At 46.3% G+C, this 19,258-nt stretch carries 11 protein-coding genes; 4 read left to right on the top strand and 7 right to left on the bottom strand.

Annotation, left to right across the window (positions count from 1 at the left end; all coding sequences use genetic code 11):
- Positions 1–378: 378 nt before the first annotated feature.
- The 3 genes from DC20_RS10920 to DC20_RS10930 all read right to left on the bottom strand — a co-directional run bounded on the left by DC20_RS10920 (position 379) and on the right by DC20_RS10930 (position 3,135).
- The gene (locus tag DC20_RS10920) at positions 379–1,059 is read right to left on the bottom strand and encodes an HAD family hydrolase (RefSeq protein WP_062543858.1); all 681 of its coding nucleotides are present in this window, start codon (positions 1,057–1,059) and stop codon (positions 379–381) included.
- A 130-nt stretch (positions 1,060–1,189) separates the two neighbouring features.
- Positions 1,190–2,158: a transketolase family protein gene (locus tag DC20_RS10925; RefSeq protein WP_062543859.1), complete on the bottom strand. Its 969-nt coding sequence runs from the start codon at positions 2,156–2,158 to the stop codon at positions 1,190–1,192.
- A 113-nt stretch (positions 2,159–2,271) separates the two neighbouring features.
- Complete coding sequence (locus DC20_RS10930) at positions 2,272–3,135, bottom strand: transketolase (protein WP_083470304.1); 864 nt, start codon at positions 3,133–3,135, stop codon at positions 2,272–2,274.
- A 271-nt stretch (positions 3,136–3,406) separates the two neighbouring features.
- On the opposite strand from DC20_RS10930, the gene DC20_RS10935 reads away from it, so the two are divergent.
- Positions 3,407–3,862: a GNAT family N-acetyltransferase gene (locus DC20_RS10935; protein WP_062543860.1), complete on the top strand. Its 456-nt coding sequence runs from the start codon at positions 3,407–3,409 to the stop codon at positions 3,860–3,862.
- A gap of 243 nt (positions 3,863–4,105) precedes the next feature.
- Here the strand turns inward: DC20_RS10935 and DC20_RS10940 are convergent, their stop codons facing one another.
- A complete protein-coding gene (locus DC20_RS10940; protein WP_062543861.1) occupies positions 4,106–5,491 on the bottom strand; it encodes an aldehyde dehydrogenase in 1,386 nt (461 codons plus the stop codon).
- Between the two features lie 280 nt (positions 5,492–5,771).
- On the opposite strand from DC20_RS10940, the gene DC20_RS10945 reads away from it, so the two are divergent.
- The gene (locus tag DC20_RS10945) at positions 5,772–6,248 is read left to right on the top strand and encodes a hypothetical protein (protein ID WP_062543862.1); all 477 of its coding nucleotides are present in this window, start codon (positions 5,772–5,774) and stop codon (positions 6,246–6,248) included.
- Positions 6,249–6,442: 194 nt separating this feature from the next.
- Here the strand turns inward: DC20_RS10945 and DC20_RS10950 are convergent, their stop codons facing one another.
- Positions 6,443–11,212, bottom strand: coding sequence for a YDG domain-containing protein (locus DC20_RS10950; RefSeq protein WP_083470305.1), 4,770 nt, complete (start codon positions 11,210–11,212; stop codon positions 6,443–6,445).
- Between the two features lie 1,113 nt (positions 11,213–12,325).
- Here DC20_RS10950 and DC20_RS10955 point away from each other — a divergent pair.
- The gene (locus DC20_RS10955) at positions 12,326–13,318 is read left to right on the top strand and encodes an AAA family ATPase (RefSeq protein ID WP_062543864.1); all 993 of its coding nucleotides are present in this window, start codon (positions 12,326–12,328) and stop codon (positions 13,316–13,318) included.
- A 257-nt stretch (positions 13,319–13,575) separates the two neighbouring features.
- Here the strand turns inward: DC20_RS10955 and DC20_RS10960 are convergent, their stop codons facing one another.
- Together DC20_RS10960 and DC20_RS10965 are read right to left on the bottom strand one after the other, a co-directional pair.
- Positions 13,576–14,937 (bottom strand): hypothetical protein, encoded by a 1,362-nt coding sequence (locus DC20_RS10960; protein ID WP_062543865.1) that lies wholly within the window; start codon positions 14,935–14,937, stop codon positions 13,576–13,578.
- A gap of 38 nt (positions 14,938–14,975) precedes the next feature.
- On the bottom strand, positions 14,976–17,780 hold the full coding sequence (locus DC20_RS10965; RefSeq protein WP_062543866.1) for a TonB-dependent receptor: 2,805 nt from the start codon (positions 17,778–17,780) through the stop codon (positions 14,976–14,978).
- Between the two features lie 816 nt (positions 17,781–18,596).
- On the opposite strand from DC20_RS10965, the gene DC20_RS10975 reads away from it, so the two are divergent.
- Positions 18,597–19,238 carry a heme exporter protein CcmB gene (locus DC20_RS10975; protein ID WP_062545920.1) on the top strand — a complete coding sequence of 214 codons (642 nt, stop codon included), beginning with the start codon at positions 18,597–18,599 and terminating at the stop codon, positions 19,236–19,238.
- Positions 19,239–19,258 lie beyond the last annotated feature (20 nt).

The raw sequence follows: 19,258 nt of genomic DNA on the forward strand, positions 1-19,258 counted from the left end.
CAAGAGTTCTATTCCCTCTGTTTGTCATCCTGAAAGGATCTTATGAGTGAATGGTAGTAGCGCTGAGTTCAAGCCATTCTAGTTTGCCCACAAGATCTTTCCAAGATGACAAACAGGAATAGGAGCGAGTATACACCTCCGCTGGCGCGAGCCTCAGGCTCGTGTCCAGACGCATTCCTGATTTCTTTAGGAATTTCGAAAATGCGTGTGTGCTCTGCATAAGTACGGACACGAGCCGGAGGCTCGCGCCAGCGATGGTAGTAGTCTCTCTGTGGCGCGGAAGTTTCTTCCGCGCCACAGAGAGAAAAGAGTAGGTAAATAGAAAGTCATTCCTGTTTTAAGGCGGTTTTCAAAAATCAACACTAAAACAGCTGTATTCTACTTCTCCTCCCCACTAATAAGCTTTCCCACTTGCGGATCGGTGTAGTCTTCCACAAACCCGATGATGTTATCATAGGCAGGAAACTCGTCTTTGCTGTGCATGGTGGTGATCACCAGGCAATCCATGCCAGCGTTCAGGGCAGCTTCTACGCCTTTGGGCGCATCCTCAAACACCAGGCAATCCTTCGGGTCTACCCCTAATCCTTCGGCGGCTTTCAGGAACGTCTCGGGGTGGGGTTTGCTTTTGGTCACGTCATCAGCACTTACCAACGCGTCAAAGTAGGAGCGGATATCCAGATTATCTACCACAAAGTCAATGTTGAAGGTGATGGCTGCAGTGGCAATGGCCATTTTGATGTTTTGCTCGGCTGCTTTCTTCAGGAAAACATCCAACCCTTTGATGAGCCTGAGGTGCGAGATGTATTCTTTCTGGTAGATTTTCTCTTTCTGCACCGATAACTCATCGGCTTCCTCCTGGGTGAAACGGTCTTCGCCAAAGAAACGAGCCAGGACTTCGCTGTTCTTGCCGTACATCTGTTCTTTTACTTCTTCGCGGCTGAAAGAGCCTTGTAGATCATTGTTCAAAATTTTGTGCCATGCCTCGGTATGGAAATCCATGTCGTCAATCATGGTGCCGTTCATATCAAACAGAAACGCTTTGTAGGGGAGGGTATTCATGTGATTGAAGTTTAAAGTTCTAGTTGGTTACGTTGGTTACAAAAAAAACGGGCTCCAGAAGAGCCCGTCTTTAACTTAATCCTTTTTTACTTTCCTTTGGGGAGCAGGCAGGGCTTGCCTGTGCAGTGGGCTATTCCGCCAATGCCTGTTTCCGCTCCATTACTTTCTGCACGGCTTGCACAATGTGCGCATCGTCAAGGCCGTACTTTTTCATCAATTGTTCTGGGGTACCGCTCTCGCCGAAAGAGTCGTTCACGGCCACGTATTCCATAGGGAGTGGAGTGGTTTTCGCCAGTAACTGCGCGATGCTGTCGCCCAAACCACCTAAGCGGTTGTGCTCCTCAGCGCTTACCACACAACCCGTTTTCGCCACAGACTTCAAGATAGCTTCTTCGTCCAGCGGTTTAATGGTGTGGATGTTGATGATCTCCGCGGAGATGCCCATCTCAGCTAGTTTCTCACCAGCTTTGATTGCTTCCCATACCAGATGACCCGTCGCGAAGATGCTCACATCAGTGCCTTCGTTTACCATCCAGGCTTTGCCAATCACAAACTCCTGATCAGCGGGCGTGAACACCGGAATCACCGGACGGCCGAAACGCAAATACACCGGTCCTTCGTACTCGGCGATCGCCATAGTGGCGGCTTTGGTTTGGTTGTAGTCGCAGGGGTTAATAACAGTCATACCGGGCAGCATCTTCATCATGCCAATGTCTTCCAGAATCTGGTGGGTGGCACCGTCTTCGCCTAGCGTTAAACCAGCGTGGGAGGCGCAGATCTTCACGTTCTTGTCTGAATAGGCAATAGACTGACGGATCTGGTCATACACCCGGCCCGTAGAGAAGTTGGCAAACGTGCCGGTAAACGGAATCTTGCCGCCAATGGTCATACCCGCCGCAATGCCCATCATGTTGGCTTCGGCAATGCCCACCTGCACAAAACGCTCAGGAAATTCCTTGATGAAATCGCCCATTTTCAGGGAGCCAACCAAGTCAGCGCAAAGGGCTACCACGTCTTTGTTTTTACGGCCGGCTTCTACCAGCCCCGCACCAAAACCGGAGCGGGTGTCTTTTGATTCTGTATAGGTATATTTTTTCATTTTGATGTTTTCAGTTGAAGCCCTGTGCTGCAGGGCAAGTAATGCTTCGGCTTTCAGGGGTTGTTTTCAGAAAAAGAGCCTAAAACGGCAGCGTTCTAATTTTAAAAAGCAGACTAGTAATCCTGCATGTTGCTGGTCAATTGATTCAGCGCCAGGGAAAGCTGCTCATCATTAGGCGCTACGCCATGCCACTTGTGCGAGCCCATCATGAAGTCCACGCCGTGGCCCATGTTGGTTTGCATCAGGATCATGATCGGTTTGCCTTTGCGGGTTTTAGCTTTGGCCAGTTCCAGTACTCTGATCACATCTGCCAGGTCATTGCCATTCATTTCCAACACATCCCAGCCAAACGCCTCCCATTTGGCGCGCAGGTTGCCCAAGGCCAGTACTCTGTCCGTAGGGCCGTCAATCTGCTGGCCGTTCACGTCTATGGTAGAAATGAGGTTGTCTACTTTGTTGTGCGGCGCGAAAAGGGCGGCTTCCCAAATTTGGCCTTCCTGCAACTCGCCATCGCCGTGTAAGGTGAATACTAGACCAGGGTCATTGTTCAACTTTTTAGTCAAGGCTGCGCCGATGGCTACTGATAAGCCTTGGCCCAAAGAACCAGAAGCGATGCGTACGCCCGGTAATTCTTCATGCGTGGTAGGGTGGCCCTGCAGACGGGAATCCAGTTTGCGGAAGGTCTTCAACTCACTTACCTCAAAGTAGCCGGCCCGTGCCAATACACTGTACCAAACCGGTGAAATGTGTCCGTTGGAAAGGAAGAACAGATCCTCGCCCTCGCCGTTCATGTTGAACTCAGGAGAGTGGGTCATGATTCTGAAGTACAACGCCACCAGGTAATCGGTGCAGCCTAGTGAACCACCTGGGTGCCCTGATTGGCAACCGTGTACCATTCTCACAATGTCGCGGCGCACTTGCTTGGCCACCTGTTCCAGCTCCTCTAGCTGCATCGTTGCTTTTTCTTCTGTTTGCATATTGCTCTTGTTGATCAGTTACTTTGACAATAGCTTTTAAATCAGGGAAGATCAAAAGCTGTGAAAGACTACAAAGAAGTCTTTATTCCGACAATAAGTGTAATTATAACAATTATTTTACTTTTCTGAAATCAGAAGTTCATAAATAAAGATAGAAGGTTTTATGCAAACGTTGGCATAAAAATTCAAATTTGTATTAGAGACAAAGGAAAATTCTTTGTTATCAAGAAAAGTTGGTGCTTTTAGAGCGAACCTCTAGTTTCGTAGAATTATGGAGTTTAAAACGATCACTAAATCTTTTGAGGAGCTTTCTCCTAAGGAACTGTATGATTTGCTGCAGTTGCGAAGTGCAGTATTTGTGGTGGAGCAGAACTGTGTTTTTCTAGACCCCGATGGGTTGGATGATCAATGCAACCATCTTCTTTTCTATAGTGGGGCCACCTTAGAAGCCTATGCCCGGCTTCTGCCGGCCGGTGTCTCTTATCCCGAACTCTCTATAGGGAGAATCATCACGAGTGCTGCCGTGCGCGGAACAGGGGTTGGGCAGCAGTTGGTGCAAAAAGCCATTGATGAAACGTACCGGCTCTTCGGGCAAGGGCCAATTAAGATAGGGGCGCAGCTGTACGCTAAAAAGTTCTATGAACGGTTCGGGTTTGTGCAGTCCAGTGAGGTATATGACGAGGACGGTATTGACCACATCAAGATGATCAAGCCTTCTGAGGTGTAAAGTGCTTTGATGTTGAAGGCAGAGGCTCCTGCTTTAAGGTCGATTTTCATAAATCAGCCTTAAAGCAGGAGCTTCTGTTATTTGGATGAAAGATTCTCCAACTGGATGTCAGCCGTCATTTACTAATCTGAAGTTTTTGCTGTTTTAAGGCTACTTCCTGAAGTATGGCTTAGATAATTGCTTCTCCGCTTTGTAAGGCTGAACTAGTTTACGGTTATAAGTGCTGCTTTCCTCGGCCATTTGCTAAAGCCATTTGAAAGCTTTTTTCATCCAGTTCATCTTTTCCTTGTAAGGCGGGTATTTGAAGGGTAAGTCTGGGAGAGCTGGTTTCATGAGCACGCTTTTCTGGTGTGAGAAAGCATCAAAACTGGCTTTGCCATGGTAATTGCCCTGTCCGCTTGTGCCTATGCCTCCAAAGGGTAAATATGGGTTGGTCAAATGAGAAACAGTATCATTGATACACATGCCGCCGGAAGAAGTCTGGGTTAAGACCATTTCTTTGGCCTTGCTGTTTTCAGAGAAGAAGTACAGGGCTAGCGGTTTAGGACGGGCATTTACCTGGGCAATAGCCTCGGGAAGGGAGGAGTAGGTCAGTACCGGCAACAGTGGCCCGAAGATCTCTTCCTGCATAATGGGGTGCTCCCAGGTAATGCCAGAAAGCAGCGTAGGGGCGATGTACCTGGCCGCCGCATCAGTCTCCCCACCTGAATACACATGAGTACTATCCAGCAATCCTTGCAACCGGTGAAAATGACGGTCGTTGATGATGCGGGCGAAGTCTGGGCTATGGGTAGGAGAGGTGCCGTAGAAGTCTGTGATGGTTTGGGCGAGGGCCTTCAGTAAAGGTCCGGCTACCTTTTCATGAACCAGCAGGTAGTCTGGTGCAACGCACGTTTGCCCCGCATTCAAGAACTTCCCCCATACAATGCGTTTGGCCGCCACCGTCAGGTTAGCAGTTTCATCAATAAGGCAGGGGCTTTTTCCGCCCAACTCCAGGGTGACGGGAATGAGTTGTTTGGCGGCAGCCTGGGCTACTATCTTGCCTACCGGTACGCTGCCGGTGAAAAAGATTTTATCAAAAGGCAACTCCAGCAGGGCCTGGCTTACCTCAGGGCCACCTTGCACCACGGTCAGGTATTCTGGCGGAAAATGTTCCTGTATAAGGCGGGCGGTTAATTGGCTTGTGGCCGGGGTCAGCTCTGACGGTTTCAGAATGGCGCAGCACCCTGCGGCAATGGCGCCTAGCATAGGTGATAAGGTTAGTTGAAACGGGTAATTCCAGGCGCCAATCACCAAAGAAACGCCGTAAGGCTCGGCGTAGATGCTATCAGTAGAAGGGAAGTTCAGGAAGCTGGATTTCACCCGCCGTAATTTCACCCATTTGTGCAGGTTGCGTACCATGAACTTTAGTTCAGACTGCAGAATGGCAACCTCAGTGGCATAGGTTTCAAAGGGTGGTTTCCCGAAATCTGAGGCTAACGCAGCTATAATGGCGTCTTCTTCTTTCTCAATGGCATGCTGCAAACGGCGCAGCATCTGAATCCTAAAGTCCAGTGATCTGGTTTGCCCCGAATTGAAAAACGCTTTCTGCTGGTGCACAAAAGTATCAAGTTGCTGTGGTGAGGTCATAAGTGGCGTACTAGGGTGATCGTTTGGTATACTCTTCTCTTCCTGATAATGGCTGACGCCCAAAGCCAGAAGTTTAATAAAGTTCTTCTTCTGCTCTTTGCCGCTGGGTAAAGAATAGTAAAAATAGGTTTTTAGTCTATTTTTGCGGGCTCGTTCCTAAAGCGTAAACATTCAAGAAAGTTTTACTTTTTTGTCAGGCACTTTTTAAAACAGACACGTAAAAAGGAGACCAACGCAACAGAGGGCAAACACTATTTCTGACAGCTTTAAAATTAACAGTATGGCACCACGCGGCAGTTTCGATGACGAGTATGGTTATGATGAGGATGATTTCAACAATAGCCATTTTGACGATGAGTTCTCTTTAGACGACGATGATGACGATGTTTTAGGAGGAAAAGGCGGTTTTGGACCAGACGATGACGAGGAGGTAAACCTTCCGTATGAGGGGGAGCTCTTCAACGAAATGCTGAGCAAACTACACGGTACGCTCATCATGTACGGTGAAGATGACCCCAAACTGATGGATCTGCAAACAGAGCTGCTGCAGGTAGATGCTGACAAACTGGGCACTGCCACCGATGACATGTTCTACCTGGAGGAGGCCAGCAATATTGCCAAGGTATTGAAGAAACATGTCAATGAATCGCCTAAAATCAAGGAGATCCATGACAACTTCATGAAAGACATCATCCGTTTCAGTGATGAATCTGCCGAAGGACACATAGGCGACTACTATTTGGAAGACGAAGAGTAGAGGCCCCGCCTAAGCTTGACGTGAGGTCCAGAAAAGAAAGAGGAGGCCCCTGCTGTCAGGAGCCTCCTCTTTCTTTTTGGTTTGATTAAGGTTTGACCTTGTCTTTCCTCTTAAGCTTACTAGAGCTTTGCGGGTGTTTTATGAAAAATGAGGGGCAACTGGGTTGCTGCCTCTCATTTCTAGGTTGAGAATGGTTATTGTTTTACCACACGGATGATGGTTTCAAAATCTTCTCCTATCATCTTCACCAGGTAGGTGCCTGCCATCATTTTTGACAAGTCAAGTTTCTGCACCTTACCGCCGGTTACGGTTGCTGTTTTCACTAGTCGGCCATCTAAGCTGTATACTCCAATTTTTACGTCAGAGGCTGTTGTCTGAGTCAGGTCCAGGTTCAGCGCATCAGAGGTTGGGTTAGGGTACGCCGCTATAGAAACGTTAGAGGAAGACACAACTTTGTTCTGCACTGCCACTGTCTTGCTGTACTCAAACTTACCGTCAACGTCTACTTGCTTCAGGCGGTAGTAAAGAGTGCCAGTTGCTAATTTGCTGTCCAGGAAGCTGTAGTCAATGCGCACGTTGCTGTTGCCGTTGCCTTTCACTTTACCAATCGGGCTGAAGTTTTTGCCGTCCTGGCTGCGTTCTACCTGGAAGTACTCATTGTCTTTCTCTGTAGCGGTTGCCCAGTCCAAGGTAACTGCACCTTTTTGTGCCTTAGCGGTAAAGCTGATTAGGGTTACAGGTAGTGGTTGCTCAATAGTTGCAGTAGTGGTAATTGGAGTGGCAGCTAATTTGTAATTGCTATGGTTGGGACCTGATATAGTCGCTCCAGTTAAAGTAACTAATTTATCGGTTCCTGGTTTAGCATCTTCAAATGTGGCAGTACCACCCTCCAAGATGACAACCTCGTCGCCTATCATGCCTGTCACTCTTCGGGAATCTGTAGTGACAGTAGCATTTGGGGAGCCATCATAATACTTATCATCAGCTTTAAAAGAACCGATGAGTTCTTTAGGGTTTATCTTAGCAGTGGAGGTAGCAGTATTATTTACTGTGTAATTTACAGCATCTGCTCCAGTAATGTCCAGTCCAGAGACGTTCACAGTCTTTCCTTCTCCTACATTTTTGTTATCAAATGTGGCAGTACCTCCCACGTAACTTACCAAATCATTAGTAATCACACCTTCCAAGCTACGGTCAGAGATTATAGCTGTGGTATTTCCGTCGTATATTTTTTCTGCAATTTTGACGGTACCCTTAATTGTTAAAGGAAAAATGTCTGCTGTTACTCCGGTAGGTTGGGCAAGTGTATAGTTTTTTGCAGCATCTTCAGTTCCAAGTTGATATCCTGTCACCGTTACTGTTTTGCCAATGCCAGCAGTTTTAGAAGAAAAAAAGGCTGTTGCATTGGAAGCATTTAAAGACACAGTTTCTCCATCAACTACCCCATTCAAGGCTGGGCGTTGTGTGTTTGATACTGAGGCGTTGGTTGTTCTATCATAAGTCTTGGAATTGGCACTAACTCCACTTATTGTCAAGCCTTTTGGTTTGATGATAGCTGATGTAGAAGTAGTTTGATTGAAGGAATAATTGTTAGCGGCAGTACCCCTTAAAGTTATTCCCTCCACTGTTATATCTCTGTTCCCTACGTTTTTATCGACGAACTTGGCGGAGTTGTAAACGATAGTTACGTCGTCTCCCGTTACTATTTTATCGGTATCAGATATAGACTTAACAAACATATTTACTTCAGCATTAGTGTTGCCGTCATATACCTTTTCAATCCCTTGGGCAGCTATGGTTAAAGGCCTCTTAGTGACAGTTATTGTGATTGTTGCTGTTTTGGGCTGGAGGTCATAGTTATCTTTATCAGTAGACCCTATTGACAAAGCCACAGTTACGCTTTCATGGGTGCCAACAGTAAGAGTTGTTGCAGAATTAATGTAGAGTGATACGTGATCTGGGGAAATAACACCTTTCAATCCGCCTGCTACAAGCGTTATAAGGGAAGTGCCATCATATTCCTTAGTAATTGTAGTTCCAATAATAGGCTCCAAAACCTTAGGTTCAATTTTTGCTGTACCTCTTGTTATTGTAATTGGAGCGAAAAAGTAGTTGCCGGCATCTTTTCCTTGTAAGGTGCTGGTACTGAAGATTACATCTTTGTCCAATACCGTACCGTCTGGAGCTCGGTATACTTCATCGGCGGCAAATTTATTGCCAGTTCCTGAAGGCGTGAAAGAGCCAGAGCCAGACCAGGTAACTACATCCCCATCAACTACTCTATCTAATGAGCCTGAGAAAGTAGCAGCAGCATTCATGTCATATGTTTTGTTTACTGCTTTAACATCAGTTACTGTTAGTCTTCTTTGTGTGATGCTAGCTTTGAGTCCTGTAGGTTGGGTAAGAATATAATTTCTAGCGGCAGTTCCACCCAAGGTGCTAGTGGAAGTTACGGCGATGTCGGTTCCTACATCTTTTATAGCGAATGTACCCGTTCTGTTTAGCGTGACATTTTCATTGTTGACCACCCCGTTTAATGTACCGGTGATGGTGGCTACATTTGTTCCGTCATATTCTCTCGTGCTAGCTCCTGCGTTCTCGATGGTTAGCTTTTTGGCTGTAATTTCAGAAAATAAATCTGTCGGATGTTTAAGAAAATAGTTGCGAGCAGAGGTTCCTGTAAGGGTGCTAGTTGAGGTAATTGGGATGTCTTTCCCTACGTTTGGAGTGGCAAAAGTGCCAGTTCCTTTTAGAGTAACAACGTCTTCTGGTAGAACACCCATCAATGTTCCATTGATTGTGGCATTTGTGTTGCCATCGTACTCCTTTGTATCTGCTATAGCACCATTTACAGTAAGCTCTTTTGATGTGATATCTGCAGTTAATCCGGTGGGTTGGGTTAAAAAGTAGTTGTCTTTGTCTGCACCAGTGATGATGCTGGTGGAGGTAACCATAATGCCTGCTTCTACATTTATTGTGGCAAAGGTTCCAGAGGTGGATAAGGTAACATTATCTCCATCTACTTTGCCTGCCAGATCACCTGTGATTGCAGCTATATTATTCCGGTCGTATTCCTTGGTTACTGCTTTTGCTCCTTCAATGATTAGTTCTTTTTTGTTTATGGAAGCAGTTGTAGTTACAGGTACACTAAGAGCTTCAGAAACTGAATAGTTGTGAATGTCATCACCCACAAGGGTAATGCCTTCTACCTTTACATTTTTACCTGTGCCTGCTTTTTTATCTTCAAAAGAGGCAGAGGTGTAGTTGGCTTCTACCTTGTCGCCAGTTATTTTGCTTGTGGTTAAGGTGACAGTTGCGGAGGTGTTTCCGTCATAGGTTTTATCTTTACCTTCAGCGGAAACGGTAAGTTGTTTAGGGTTGATCTTTCCCGTAAGCCCTTCTGGTATTTCAAGTATGTAGTTGCCTGCGTTTGTTCCAGTAAGTCCTATGGAAGTAACTGCATGTGTATCCGCGTTCTTTGAGGCTAGAACAGCTTTCCCAAGCATAACCTCATCAGGTGAAATAATACCATCTAAATTGCCTGTTATTTCAGCTTCCTTCGTGCCATCATATTCTCTTTCTTTTACAACAGCATCCTTTAGGGTTAGAGTTTTGGCTGAAATAGTAGCTGTAAGGTTAGAAGGAGGTGTTAAGGTGTAGTTTCCTGCGTCTGCTCCAGCTAGTCCTATTGAAATAACATTTTGGCTGCCCACATTCTTGGAAGCCAAGGTGCCTTTGCCTGTTAGAGAAACGTCATCGGTTGAAAATGCATCTTTTAGAGTACCTGCTATGTCAACCACTTTGGTGCCATCATAATCTCTACTCGTTGCTGTAGCATTTTCAATGGAAAGGGATTTGGCATTAATAGTGGCGATAGTAGTTGCTGATGCATCTTCATTTTTTAATATGTAATTGGCCGCATCTGTGCCGCTGATGGTGATTCCACTTACTGTAACAGTTTTAGTGCCTGCGTTTTTATCAGCGAAGGTTGCAGAAGTATAGGAAGCGGTTAAAGTATCAACGCTCAACTTGTCAGTACTTAGAGTAACCGTTGCATTATCTCTGCCATCATAATCTTTGTTTTCTGCAAAAGCAGAAACAATTAAGTCTCTTGGTGAAACTATAAATGATAAACTTGAAACAGGTGTGAGCTCTGGAGCACTAAAGGTAATTATCTTTGTACCTATTGTTGTAGGTAATAAACTGGAAAAAGTAGCTATTCCATTACTACCAGTTTGAGTTTTATTTAATAAATCACCAGCTCCTTGAGGTACTGAGGCTATAACGTCTACGGGAGTTGTTGTGAAAGTGCCAAATTGATCCTGAGTTCTAATTTCAAACGTTCCAAGCGCAGATCCATAAATATATGTTGGTTGTGAAGGTTGCTTAGTGATGACTAGTTTGGACGGGTTACCTGCTTTTTGAGATAGCTCGCCAAAGATTGATGCACTTGTAATGCCATTAACAGGAGTGGAATTTGGTGAAAAAATGGCGTAGATCGTACCACTTGATGGTAAACTGCTTCCGGATCTTGCTTGAACTTGTACGCCTGAAATTGTTAAGATGTCAGTTCTATTTTCCGCACTAACTATCAAAGGTATGGTGATGGAAGAGGTAGTGGAGGTGTTGGAATATGAAATCGTACCAATTCTAACATTTTGCCCATTTTTATCACCAGTGACAGATGCAGTGACTCCACTACCTTTGAATTGCCAACCAACTGGAGCATTCAAAATTAAGGAGTAGCTGCCTACGCTAAAATCTTTAATATTAAGTTCAGTGATGATAATGTTGCTGAGGACTGTATAATCGCCTCCTCCTTGAGCATTAGCTGCTTTGTCTGCAGAAATATTTGTTCCACCTGTTGCAGGGGTGACAGTTACTTGAGCTTCAACATAGAAGCTTGCAAGCAAAAAGAAGATGAAGAGCAATAAGCTCTTCCCGGAGCGTAGAGTTTGTTCCATGCCTTGTCTGAAATATTATAATTGATATTAAAATTTTATAGTATTCTGTTTTGCAAAGCTAGAGGGGGGAGGAAGAAGCTTTGTTATTATATAAAAATGCTTGTAAATAATATAAATATGCTCATGAATGGGACAAACATAAAATGTTTAATTTAATTATCCTAATGAAAAATAGGGTTAAAAGTCAATAAATGGCAATTAATAGTAAAAATCATTCAATTGTTATAATTATATAGGATAATTAAATGTTAAAATAGGATGCAATGCATAGTTGTTTTACCAGATACGCTGCTGATCAGCAATATCTAGTAAGTGAAAACTAGTTTAAGAGCAGGGCAGCAACTGGTTTATGTAGAGTCATTTGCTTGTCAAGATGATTTGCTATGAAGTTGACTTCTTATCTAAAAGGGGAAGTGCCACTACAAACTTGTGAACTTGAAATAGGGGATGCGGTAAGTGAAGGGTTGCTTAAAATTGCCCCTTTGTATTGCCGCAGAAAAGACTTAAACCACCTGAGTCGTATATAAGAGGAGGAGATAGTAGTGATGGTTAGTGGCTTATTGGGAGGTGGATTATTGGAGCGCTATTAACGTTGAGGAAGGGTAAAATGAGCAATTCTTTATCTGTGAAAGGAAAGGAGCGAAACGTCACGGAATCTATTTACTTCTTTTATAGACATCTATCTAGATTACCGCTTGAAAGCATTTTTCCGTTCCTCTACTTTGTCTTCCTAAATTTATCATGACGTTTGCTTGGTACGAGTACCTTAACTTCAGCTTTCACCACCTTGCAAAAGCCAGGATTATTCAGTGCTATACTCATAGGTTGGGAATTAGCGTTCTTTGAGTACATTTTTAGTTTCGGGTAACCAAAACCGGTGCAAGGGGAAGAAGGGTCTTTTTCTTTTTAAGCTGAAAGCGTTACAGGGGAGCGACTTTCTTCTCGGTTACAACTTGGTCACCGTCTATGTTTTCCGGGCCGAGAAGCTGGTATGGAACCATTTAGACTGATTCGTACTATTGGGAAGAGCGGTTTTCTTTGGCTTCAAGAAGAGGTAGACAAAGAGTGTCCGGCAGAATGGTTACCTTAGCCCATTAGTAATTAAAAGAGTAAATGCAGACCGAAGAACTCTCATACCAGGAAAAAATACGCGAACACCAGCTGAAGATAAAGCAGGTGTTCAGGGAAATGGGTAAGGTGGTAGTAGGCCAGCAATACATGGTAAACCGCCTTCTGATTGGCCTTTTCACTAACGGCCACATTTTATTGGAAGGGGTGCCGGGCCTCGCCAAAACCTTAACCATTAATACGCTGGCCAAGGTGCTGCACCTAAACTTCCAGCGGATTCAGTTTACCCCAGACTTGCTGCCGTCAGATTTGATCGGCACCATGATCTATAACCAAAGCTCTTCGGCCTTTGAGGTAAAGAAAGGGCCTATTTTCGCCAACCTGATTCTAGCCGATGAAGTAAACCGCTCGCCGGCCAAAGTGCAGTCAGCGTTGTTGGAGGCCATGCAGGAAAAGCAGGTGACCATTGGCGAGAAAACATACCGGCTGGATTTGCCTTTTTTGGTGCTGGCAACCCAAAACCCAGTAGAGCAGGAGGGGACTTATCCCTTACCCGAGGCCCAGGTGGACCGTTTCATGATGAAGGTGTACGTAGACTATCTTTCCAAAGCAGATGAGTTGGAAGTCATGCGCCGTATGTCTAACCTGTCGTACAGCAGCACGGTGAACACCATTTTGACCAAGCAGGACATCTTTGACATCCGGAACGAGATTAACCAGGTGCAGATTTCTGAGACATTGGAGCGCTACATCATTGAACTGGTGTTTGCCACCCGTCGTCCTGCTGATTATGACCTGAACGACTTTGCCCAGTACCTGCAGTTCGGGGTCTCGCCAAGGGCCAGCATTGCCTTGAACTTGGCTGCAAAGGCAGTCGCTTTCTTTGATGAGCGCGACTACGTACTGCCCGAGGATATCAAAGAAATCGCTTCAGATGTACTCAGCCACCGCGTGATCCTGAACTATGAGGCCGAGGCTGATAATGTGCAAACCAAAGACTTTGTAGAAGCCATTCTCAGAACAGTTCCTATCAGCTAAAACCACAATTTTATAAGGCTTGTTTCACCAAAACAGCCCCAAAACGGAAGAGCAACCTACTATGGTTACTCATCTGTTTTGGGGCTGTTTTTACAAAGAACCTGCAAAAACAAATAAGCCCGCCATTGCTGGCGGGCCCTTTGCGCCCGGGAGACTAAGCCGTGCGCAAAGTGATTGTACCATCTTTATTTCTCACCCATATTGATGGTCAACCTTTTCTTTTGAAACTGAATTGTATTCAATATTTGATTAGATGTTTAATATGTAGCGGCTTTAGGGTCAAAGTTAGCCCAACCCGCAGTCCAGTCTTGGCCATTGGCAAATGCGCCAATGTAGGTACTGTTGGTAAAGAAGCTGTTCATGCCCGTGAAAGAAGCACCCGTTTGTAATTGGGTTCCAATAGAGAAGTCGGGGCGGGTAGTCTGGTTGAAAGAACCAGCAATGCCTAAGGTGCTGTTATCGGCTACCACCATGTTGTTTTTGCCAGAAGCATTAAACCAAGCGGCTGCATCATACGAGCTACCTGATTCAACTGTCAAAGCACTGGCAGAAGAAGTACCGGAGATGATAGTGTTCTGAATCTTCAAAGTGCCCGCAGTAGCATTGGCCTGTGTTTTAGTACCGTCAAGGAGTAAACCTACTGGCCAGCCAGCAAACAAAGAGTTGTGAACCGAGATGTTGCTGTTTCTTCTGATGTGCATGGCTCTTCCAAAGTTGTTGTTGAAGGTAGTACTACCTGTAGCTTTAGGACCGAACAAGCTCACGTTAGAGAAAACTGCCGAAGTTTTAGGCGTGTTGTCGCTGCCTTGAGCATCACCATCAGATTCAAAACCATTCGATTTAGAGGCATCTGCTACGTTAGGGTCAGAGATACCTAAGGCGTACTGCACGTTTCCTGAGAAACCATTGTCCGTGTCAAACATGTCGTCAACTGTTTTGTAGGCAATCAGGTGCGTCATGTTCACCGTACCACCGAACATCTCAAAAGAGTCATCACCGCAGAAAGAAACCTGCACGTGGTCAATTTTGGTGCCGCTGCCCACTCCACCTAAGGTAAGGCCGTTGATCTCGTTGTCTGGCTGGAAGGCAATGCCCGGGAACTCAATGCGTACATAGCTCAACACTCCTGAGTTGTCCGTGGCGTTGGTTCCGCCGTAAGGACGATCCACGCCACCTTCAATCTTAGCATTGTCGCTAGGTAAGTTGGTAGGAGCTGCTCCCAGAATAATGATGCCACCCCAGTCACCGGCCGCTCTGCTTCCTACGGCTTGGTTAGAAGTGAAGACAATGGGGCTTTGGGCAGTGCCTTGGGCCATGATCTTCGCGCCACGCTCAATAATGAGGGTCGCCATAGAAGCCTTGTCGCCTTTGATAATGGTGCCTGGCTCAATGGTGAGGGTAGCGCCAGATTTTACATATACAAAGCCTTTCAAAAGGTATTTTTTACTGGCCGAAAAGGTCACGTTGTCTTCCGTGGAGCCCTCAACGGTGGCTACACCGTTACTTTCAGCCATGGTGAACTGTTCTTTGGGGGTTACTACTGGATCGTCATCATTGCCGCAGGCATAAGTGGCAAATACCACAGAGAACAAGAGAGCTAAACGTTGTAATTTTTTCATTGTGTTTTACTTAAAATTAGTTGTCTGTATTGATCAATTTAGAATTTGTAAGAAAGACCAAGGGAAGAGTAAGAGCCTCTTTGGTAATCCTGGATGGTCTCATCCACGCCAGTGATTTTAGCGTCATCGTTAGAGTCCTGGATCAGGCGAACCTTCTGGTTAAGGATGTCCTGGATACCGCCTTTTATCTCAAAATGACGGCCTAAGCCTTTAGTGAAAGATAAGTCCAGCACGTTGCGGGGCATTTCATACACCATTGGGTTGGCGTAAGAACCCACGGCCCAGATGCGGCTGCCCACTACGTTGTACAGCACATTCACCTGTAGTCTGTTTTCATCGTCCTGGAAGTAAAGACCAGCGTTCACCACGTAAGGAGATTGGCCCATCATAGGACGCGAGGTGTAGGTAAGTCCTGCGGCGGCATCGCCGGTTAGTTCCACCTTACTTTTGATAAGAGAGGCATTTAACAGCACAGAGATTTTTTGCAGAATAGGAGACTGGGTTAACTCAGCCAGTGATTTGCGGGCCTCTACCTCAATACCGTAAGTAGTAGCCGATGGTGTGTTGGTGTAGGTAAGAGAGTTACCCATGTTGGTGATCTCAAAGTACTTCTCAATAGGGTCTCTGAAATACTTGCCAAACACTCCTAAAGATAGTAACTCAGTAGGTGAAGGGTAGAACTCGTAGCGAAGGTCGGCATTGTAGATGGTAGCCGTTTTCAACGGAGCGCCTTTCTCTTCAAACAAGGTTAAGAAATTGTAGTAGCTGAAGGGTGCCACTTCTCTGAACTGAGGGCGGTTCAAGCTAATGCTGGCTCCAGCTCGTAGCATAGACCGCTTGTTGAACTCGTAGGTTAAGTTTGCGGCAGGCAACACACGCAAGACTTTGTCATCGAACTGATAGGTTCTACCCAGAGAGTTCAGACTTGACAGGTTCTGGTGGTTGTACTCTACCCGTGCTCCTCCTGAGATGGAGAACCTGTCAGTGAAAGGCATTGCGCCACCTACATATCCTGCTATCAAATTATTATAGGCACTGTAAGAATCTGTAGGGTTGGTTCCTTCCACAATTTCCCAACCGGTGGTAGAGTTGATGTTCTGGGGGGCGAACACCTGATCTAAGGGCAAGAAAGGAATGTTTGGATCAAAAGAACCTGGGTTGGCCGGACGGTAAGACAGGAAACGGGCCTCAAAATCGCGGTTTTTGCGTTCTACATAGAAACCAGCTCTGATTTTAGGAGAGTTCTCAGAAAGCGAATCTGCCGGATTGAACTTGTGCTCTACCTGACCAGAGGCGGTGTACACGTGCTCATTCAAATCAGAGTAGAATCTACCGGCGTCATTCAACGAAGGCGTGAACTTGTACGCCACCTCAAACGGATCTGATGACCCAATGGTGCGTTGCGTTCTTACCCGGCGGTAGTCAGGTTCATTACGGTTAGTGTAAGAGTATCCGCCGGTCCAGGTGGCAGTGGTGTGCATGTCATTGAAGTCATGGGTGCCTTGTAACTGGCCCGTGTAGATGGTGCGGCTCTCGTAGCGTAAGGCGTAGTTCTGTTGCTCCAGGCCGTTGAAGTTTTCGGTGCCTTTTCTGAAAAGGATGGAGTTAGAACCCAACTGGTTGAAAAGGTTGCTGAACTCAATCTTGTTGCGGTTGTTGATCCGGGCGGTCCAGTTGTGCAGAACACCTAAGCGTGAGCTTTGCGAAGAGTTTTCATCACGGTAATTGAAATCCTGCGGGCTCTTGCCTGTAGAGGCGTCAAAGTCCTGGTATTTAATGCGGCTGCCGCTGGTGAACAAGCGGGTGTTGCTGTACGAGATGGCCGTCACGTTGCTCATCTGAATGTCTTTCACATCTAACAAGCGGGTCATGCCTAAAGAGAAACGCATGTCAGGCATAGCAGTGCCGCGGTCACCAGTCCAAGTGTTAGGTAACTGACGACCCAGCGTGGTTAACTCGCTGCCGCTTCCTACCTGGCGGATGTCGCTAGGGAAAGAGCTAGGCAAACTGCGATTGCCGTTGTCAAAACCTAAGAAGTCTGTTTTGGTACCCGGAGGGGTTAAGAAGTTGCCAAAGGTGGTGCTGCCCCGGTAAGCAACCGATGCGCCAAGACTGGTCGTGTTCTCGTCGGCAAAATTCTTCGTGAATACTTTGATGACCCCACCGGCAAAGTCACCAGGTAGTTCAGGAGAGCCGTTTTTGTAGATCAAAATGCGATCTATGACGCTGGTAGGCAGAATGTCAAACGAGAAGGCGCGGCTGTCTGGCTCGGTACTAGGGGTAAGGGCATCATTCAGCATTACTGAGTTGTAGCGCTCGTTCATGCCCCTGATCACGATGTACCGGTCATTCATGATGGTCACGCCTGGTATCCGTTTCACAGTCTCGGCGGCATCACGGTCCAGTGATTTGGTGATTTGCTCCCCCGAAACTCCGCTCACGACTACTTCGCTCTGTTTTAATTCCTTAATCAGGGAAATATCAGTATTGGTTTGGCGGGTTCCTACAATGGTTACCGCGTTAAGGGCGGTGCTGGCAGTTTCCTCAATCAGGAAATCCATGGTAGTGGTCTTGCCGGGCTCTATCTTGATGTTGTCGTAGATGGCCGGCTTATAAGACACGTATGAAACAGTGATTTTATAAATACCCGGCTGAATCTTCAGTTCGTATCCTCCGTCCATGTCGGTGGAGGCAGCGGTGCCTGAACCAGTGATAAAGACTACTGCGCCTATCACAGGTTCGCCATTCTTTTTGTCTTTTACTTTTCCGGAGAGGGTACCCGTTTGCGCAAAGCTCACAAGGGCGGTACAAAGAAGAGAGAGGGTGAGTAAAAACGATTTCATGTATGTAGTATTAGTCTCGCTGCAAAAGTAGAGCGACCACTTTACCCCATGATTAACCGCCTATTACCCTATTGTTAAGTTGAGAAGTGAAATATTAAGGAGATGTTATGTGGGCCTATGATATGACATAAGAAAGATGATTGGCTGCCTGGAAACCCGTTTTGGAGCTAATTCTATAGATGGAGCCCCAAAATGGAACGCCTTCCAAGAAGCGGTGATACGGTTTGTCTATATGATAGAGGAGGGTATAAGAAAAGAGCTTTGTTGTTGGAAATACCAGAAGCATAGGACGGGAGATAGGGTCTTGAAACTGTGTGTTGAAGTGATTGCCTCACGGAAGTTGCAAACTTCCGCCCTTAGTAGGTCCAAGTCACAGACTTGAACCATTTAGAGGGATTAAGATGATAAAGGCTTTTGTTATTTTTCCCTGTTCCAGTCTTCCCTTTGAGCGCCTCGCTTTTGGCCCTAGAAAGACAGAAGCTAAGAGTGGCAGGTTTCTCAGGCCGAAAGGGCAGTGCGAGAGGTAAAGACGGGGCCTCGCGGCCGTTAGCGCTTTTCGCCGAAGATAAAATAACCCAGCATAAGGGCTCCGCATCAACCAGGCACTACGCCAGCAACAGCAGACTACGTGCACATCAAACTAACAAAAAGATATAATAAAAGCACCTTCCAGTTCCTTCTTACTTTCCCCAAAGTAACCCCAAAACAAACCTGCCTTAGCGGGAATAATGACGGAAATCACCCATCAGCATTCATTTGTGTTGTACCTTTGCGGAAAACAAAGAAGAAGTGCTGCTGAAAGAGGTTATCTACCTGATGCAAAAGGATTTTGTGCTGGAATGGCGGCAGAAGTATGCGTTCAACGGCATGCTTCTGTACGTGGGCAGCACAGTGTTCATCTGCTATCTCAGCTTTAGTTTGCGCTTCGGCGGACTGGAAGTGCCGGTCTGGAATGCCTTGTACTGGATCATTCTGCTCTTCACGGCGGTAAACGCCATCGCGAAGGGATTTGCCCAGGAGAGCCGCGGACGGTTACTCTATTATTATAGTGTAGTAAGTCCGCAGGGGGTGATTCTGGCCAAGATGATTTACAACGTGGCGCTCATGCTGGTGCTGTCGCTGCTGTGTTTCGGATTCTACACTATTGTGATCGGGAATCCGGTGCAGGATGTGGGGATGTTCCTGGTGACGATTGTCTTAGGAGCGATTGGATTTGCCTCGTCACTGACCATGATTTCGGGCATTGCGGCCAAGGCGGCGAACACGGGAACGCTGATGGCGGTGCTGAGTTTTCCGGTGATGGTACCCATGCTGCTCATGCTCATGAAGATGTCCAAGAACGCCATTGACGGGCTGGACCCTTCGGTGAGTATGGATGAGGCGCTGACCTTGCTAGCGATTAACATGATTGTGGTCACCGTGTCTTATATTCTGTTCCCGTACTTGTGGCGCAGTTAAGGCACTGAACTAAAAAACTA

The organism is Rufibacter tibetensis (assembly GCF_001310085.1).
Taxonomy (GTDB): domain Bacteria; phylum Bacteroidota; class Bacteroidia; order Cytophagales; family Hymenobacteraceae; genus Nibribacter; species Nibribacter tibetensis.

What these genes read in the sequence shown, in the direction of transcription:
- DC20_RS10920 (WP_062543858.1), bottom strand. Translation starts at nt 1,059, where the DNA reads ATGAATACCCTCCCCTACAAAGCGTTTCTGTTTGATATGAACGGCACC.
- DC20_RS10925 (WP_062543859.1), bottom strand. Translation starts at nt 2,158, where the DNA reads ATGAAAAAATATACCTATACAGAATCAAAAGACACCCGCTCCGGTTTT.
- DC20_RS10930 (WP_083470304.1), bottom strand. Translation starts at nt 3,135, where the DNA reads ATGCAAACAGAAGAAAAAGCAACGATGCAGCTAGAGGAGCTGGAACAG.
- DC20_RS10935 (WP_062543860.1), top strand. Translation starts at nt 3,407, where the DNA reads ATGGAGTTTAAAACGATCACTAAATCTTTTGAGGAGCTTTCTCCTAAG.
- DC20_RS10940 (WP_062543861.1), bottom strand. Translation starts at nt 5,491, where the DNA reads ATGACCTCACCACAGCAACTTGATACTTTTGTGCACCAGCAGAAAGCG.
- DC20_RS10945 (WP_062543862.1), top strand. Translation starts at nt 5,772, where the DNA reads ATGGCACCACGCGGCAGTTTCGATGACGAGTATGGTTATGATGAGGAT.
- DC20_RS10950 (WP_083470305.1), bottom strand. Translation starts at nt 11,212, where the DNA reads ATGGAACAAACTCTACGCTCCGGGAAGAGCTTATTGCTCTTCATCTTC.
- DC20_RS10955 (WP_062543864.1), top strand. Translation starts at nt 12,326, where the DNA reads ATGCAGACCGAAGAACTCTCATACCAGGAAAAAATACGCGAACACCAG.
- DC20_RS10960 (WP_062543865.1), bottom strand. Translation starts at nt 14,937, where the DNA reads ATGAAAAAATTACAACGTTTAGCTCTCTTGTTCTCTGTGGTATTTGCC.
- DC20_RS10965 (WP_062543866.1), bottom strand. Translation starts at nt 17,780, where the DNA reads ATGAAATCGTTTTTACTCACCCTCTCTCTTCTTTGTACCGCCCTTGTG.
- DC20_RS10975 (WP_062545920.1), top strand. Translation starts at nt 18,597, where the DNA reads ATGCAAAAGGATTTTGTGCTGGAATGGCGGCAGAAGTATGCGTTCAAC.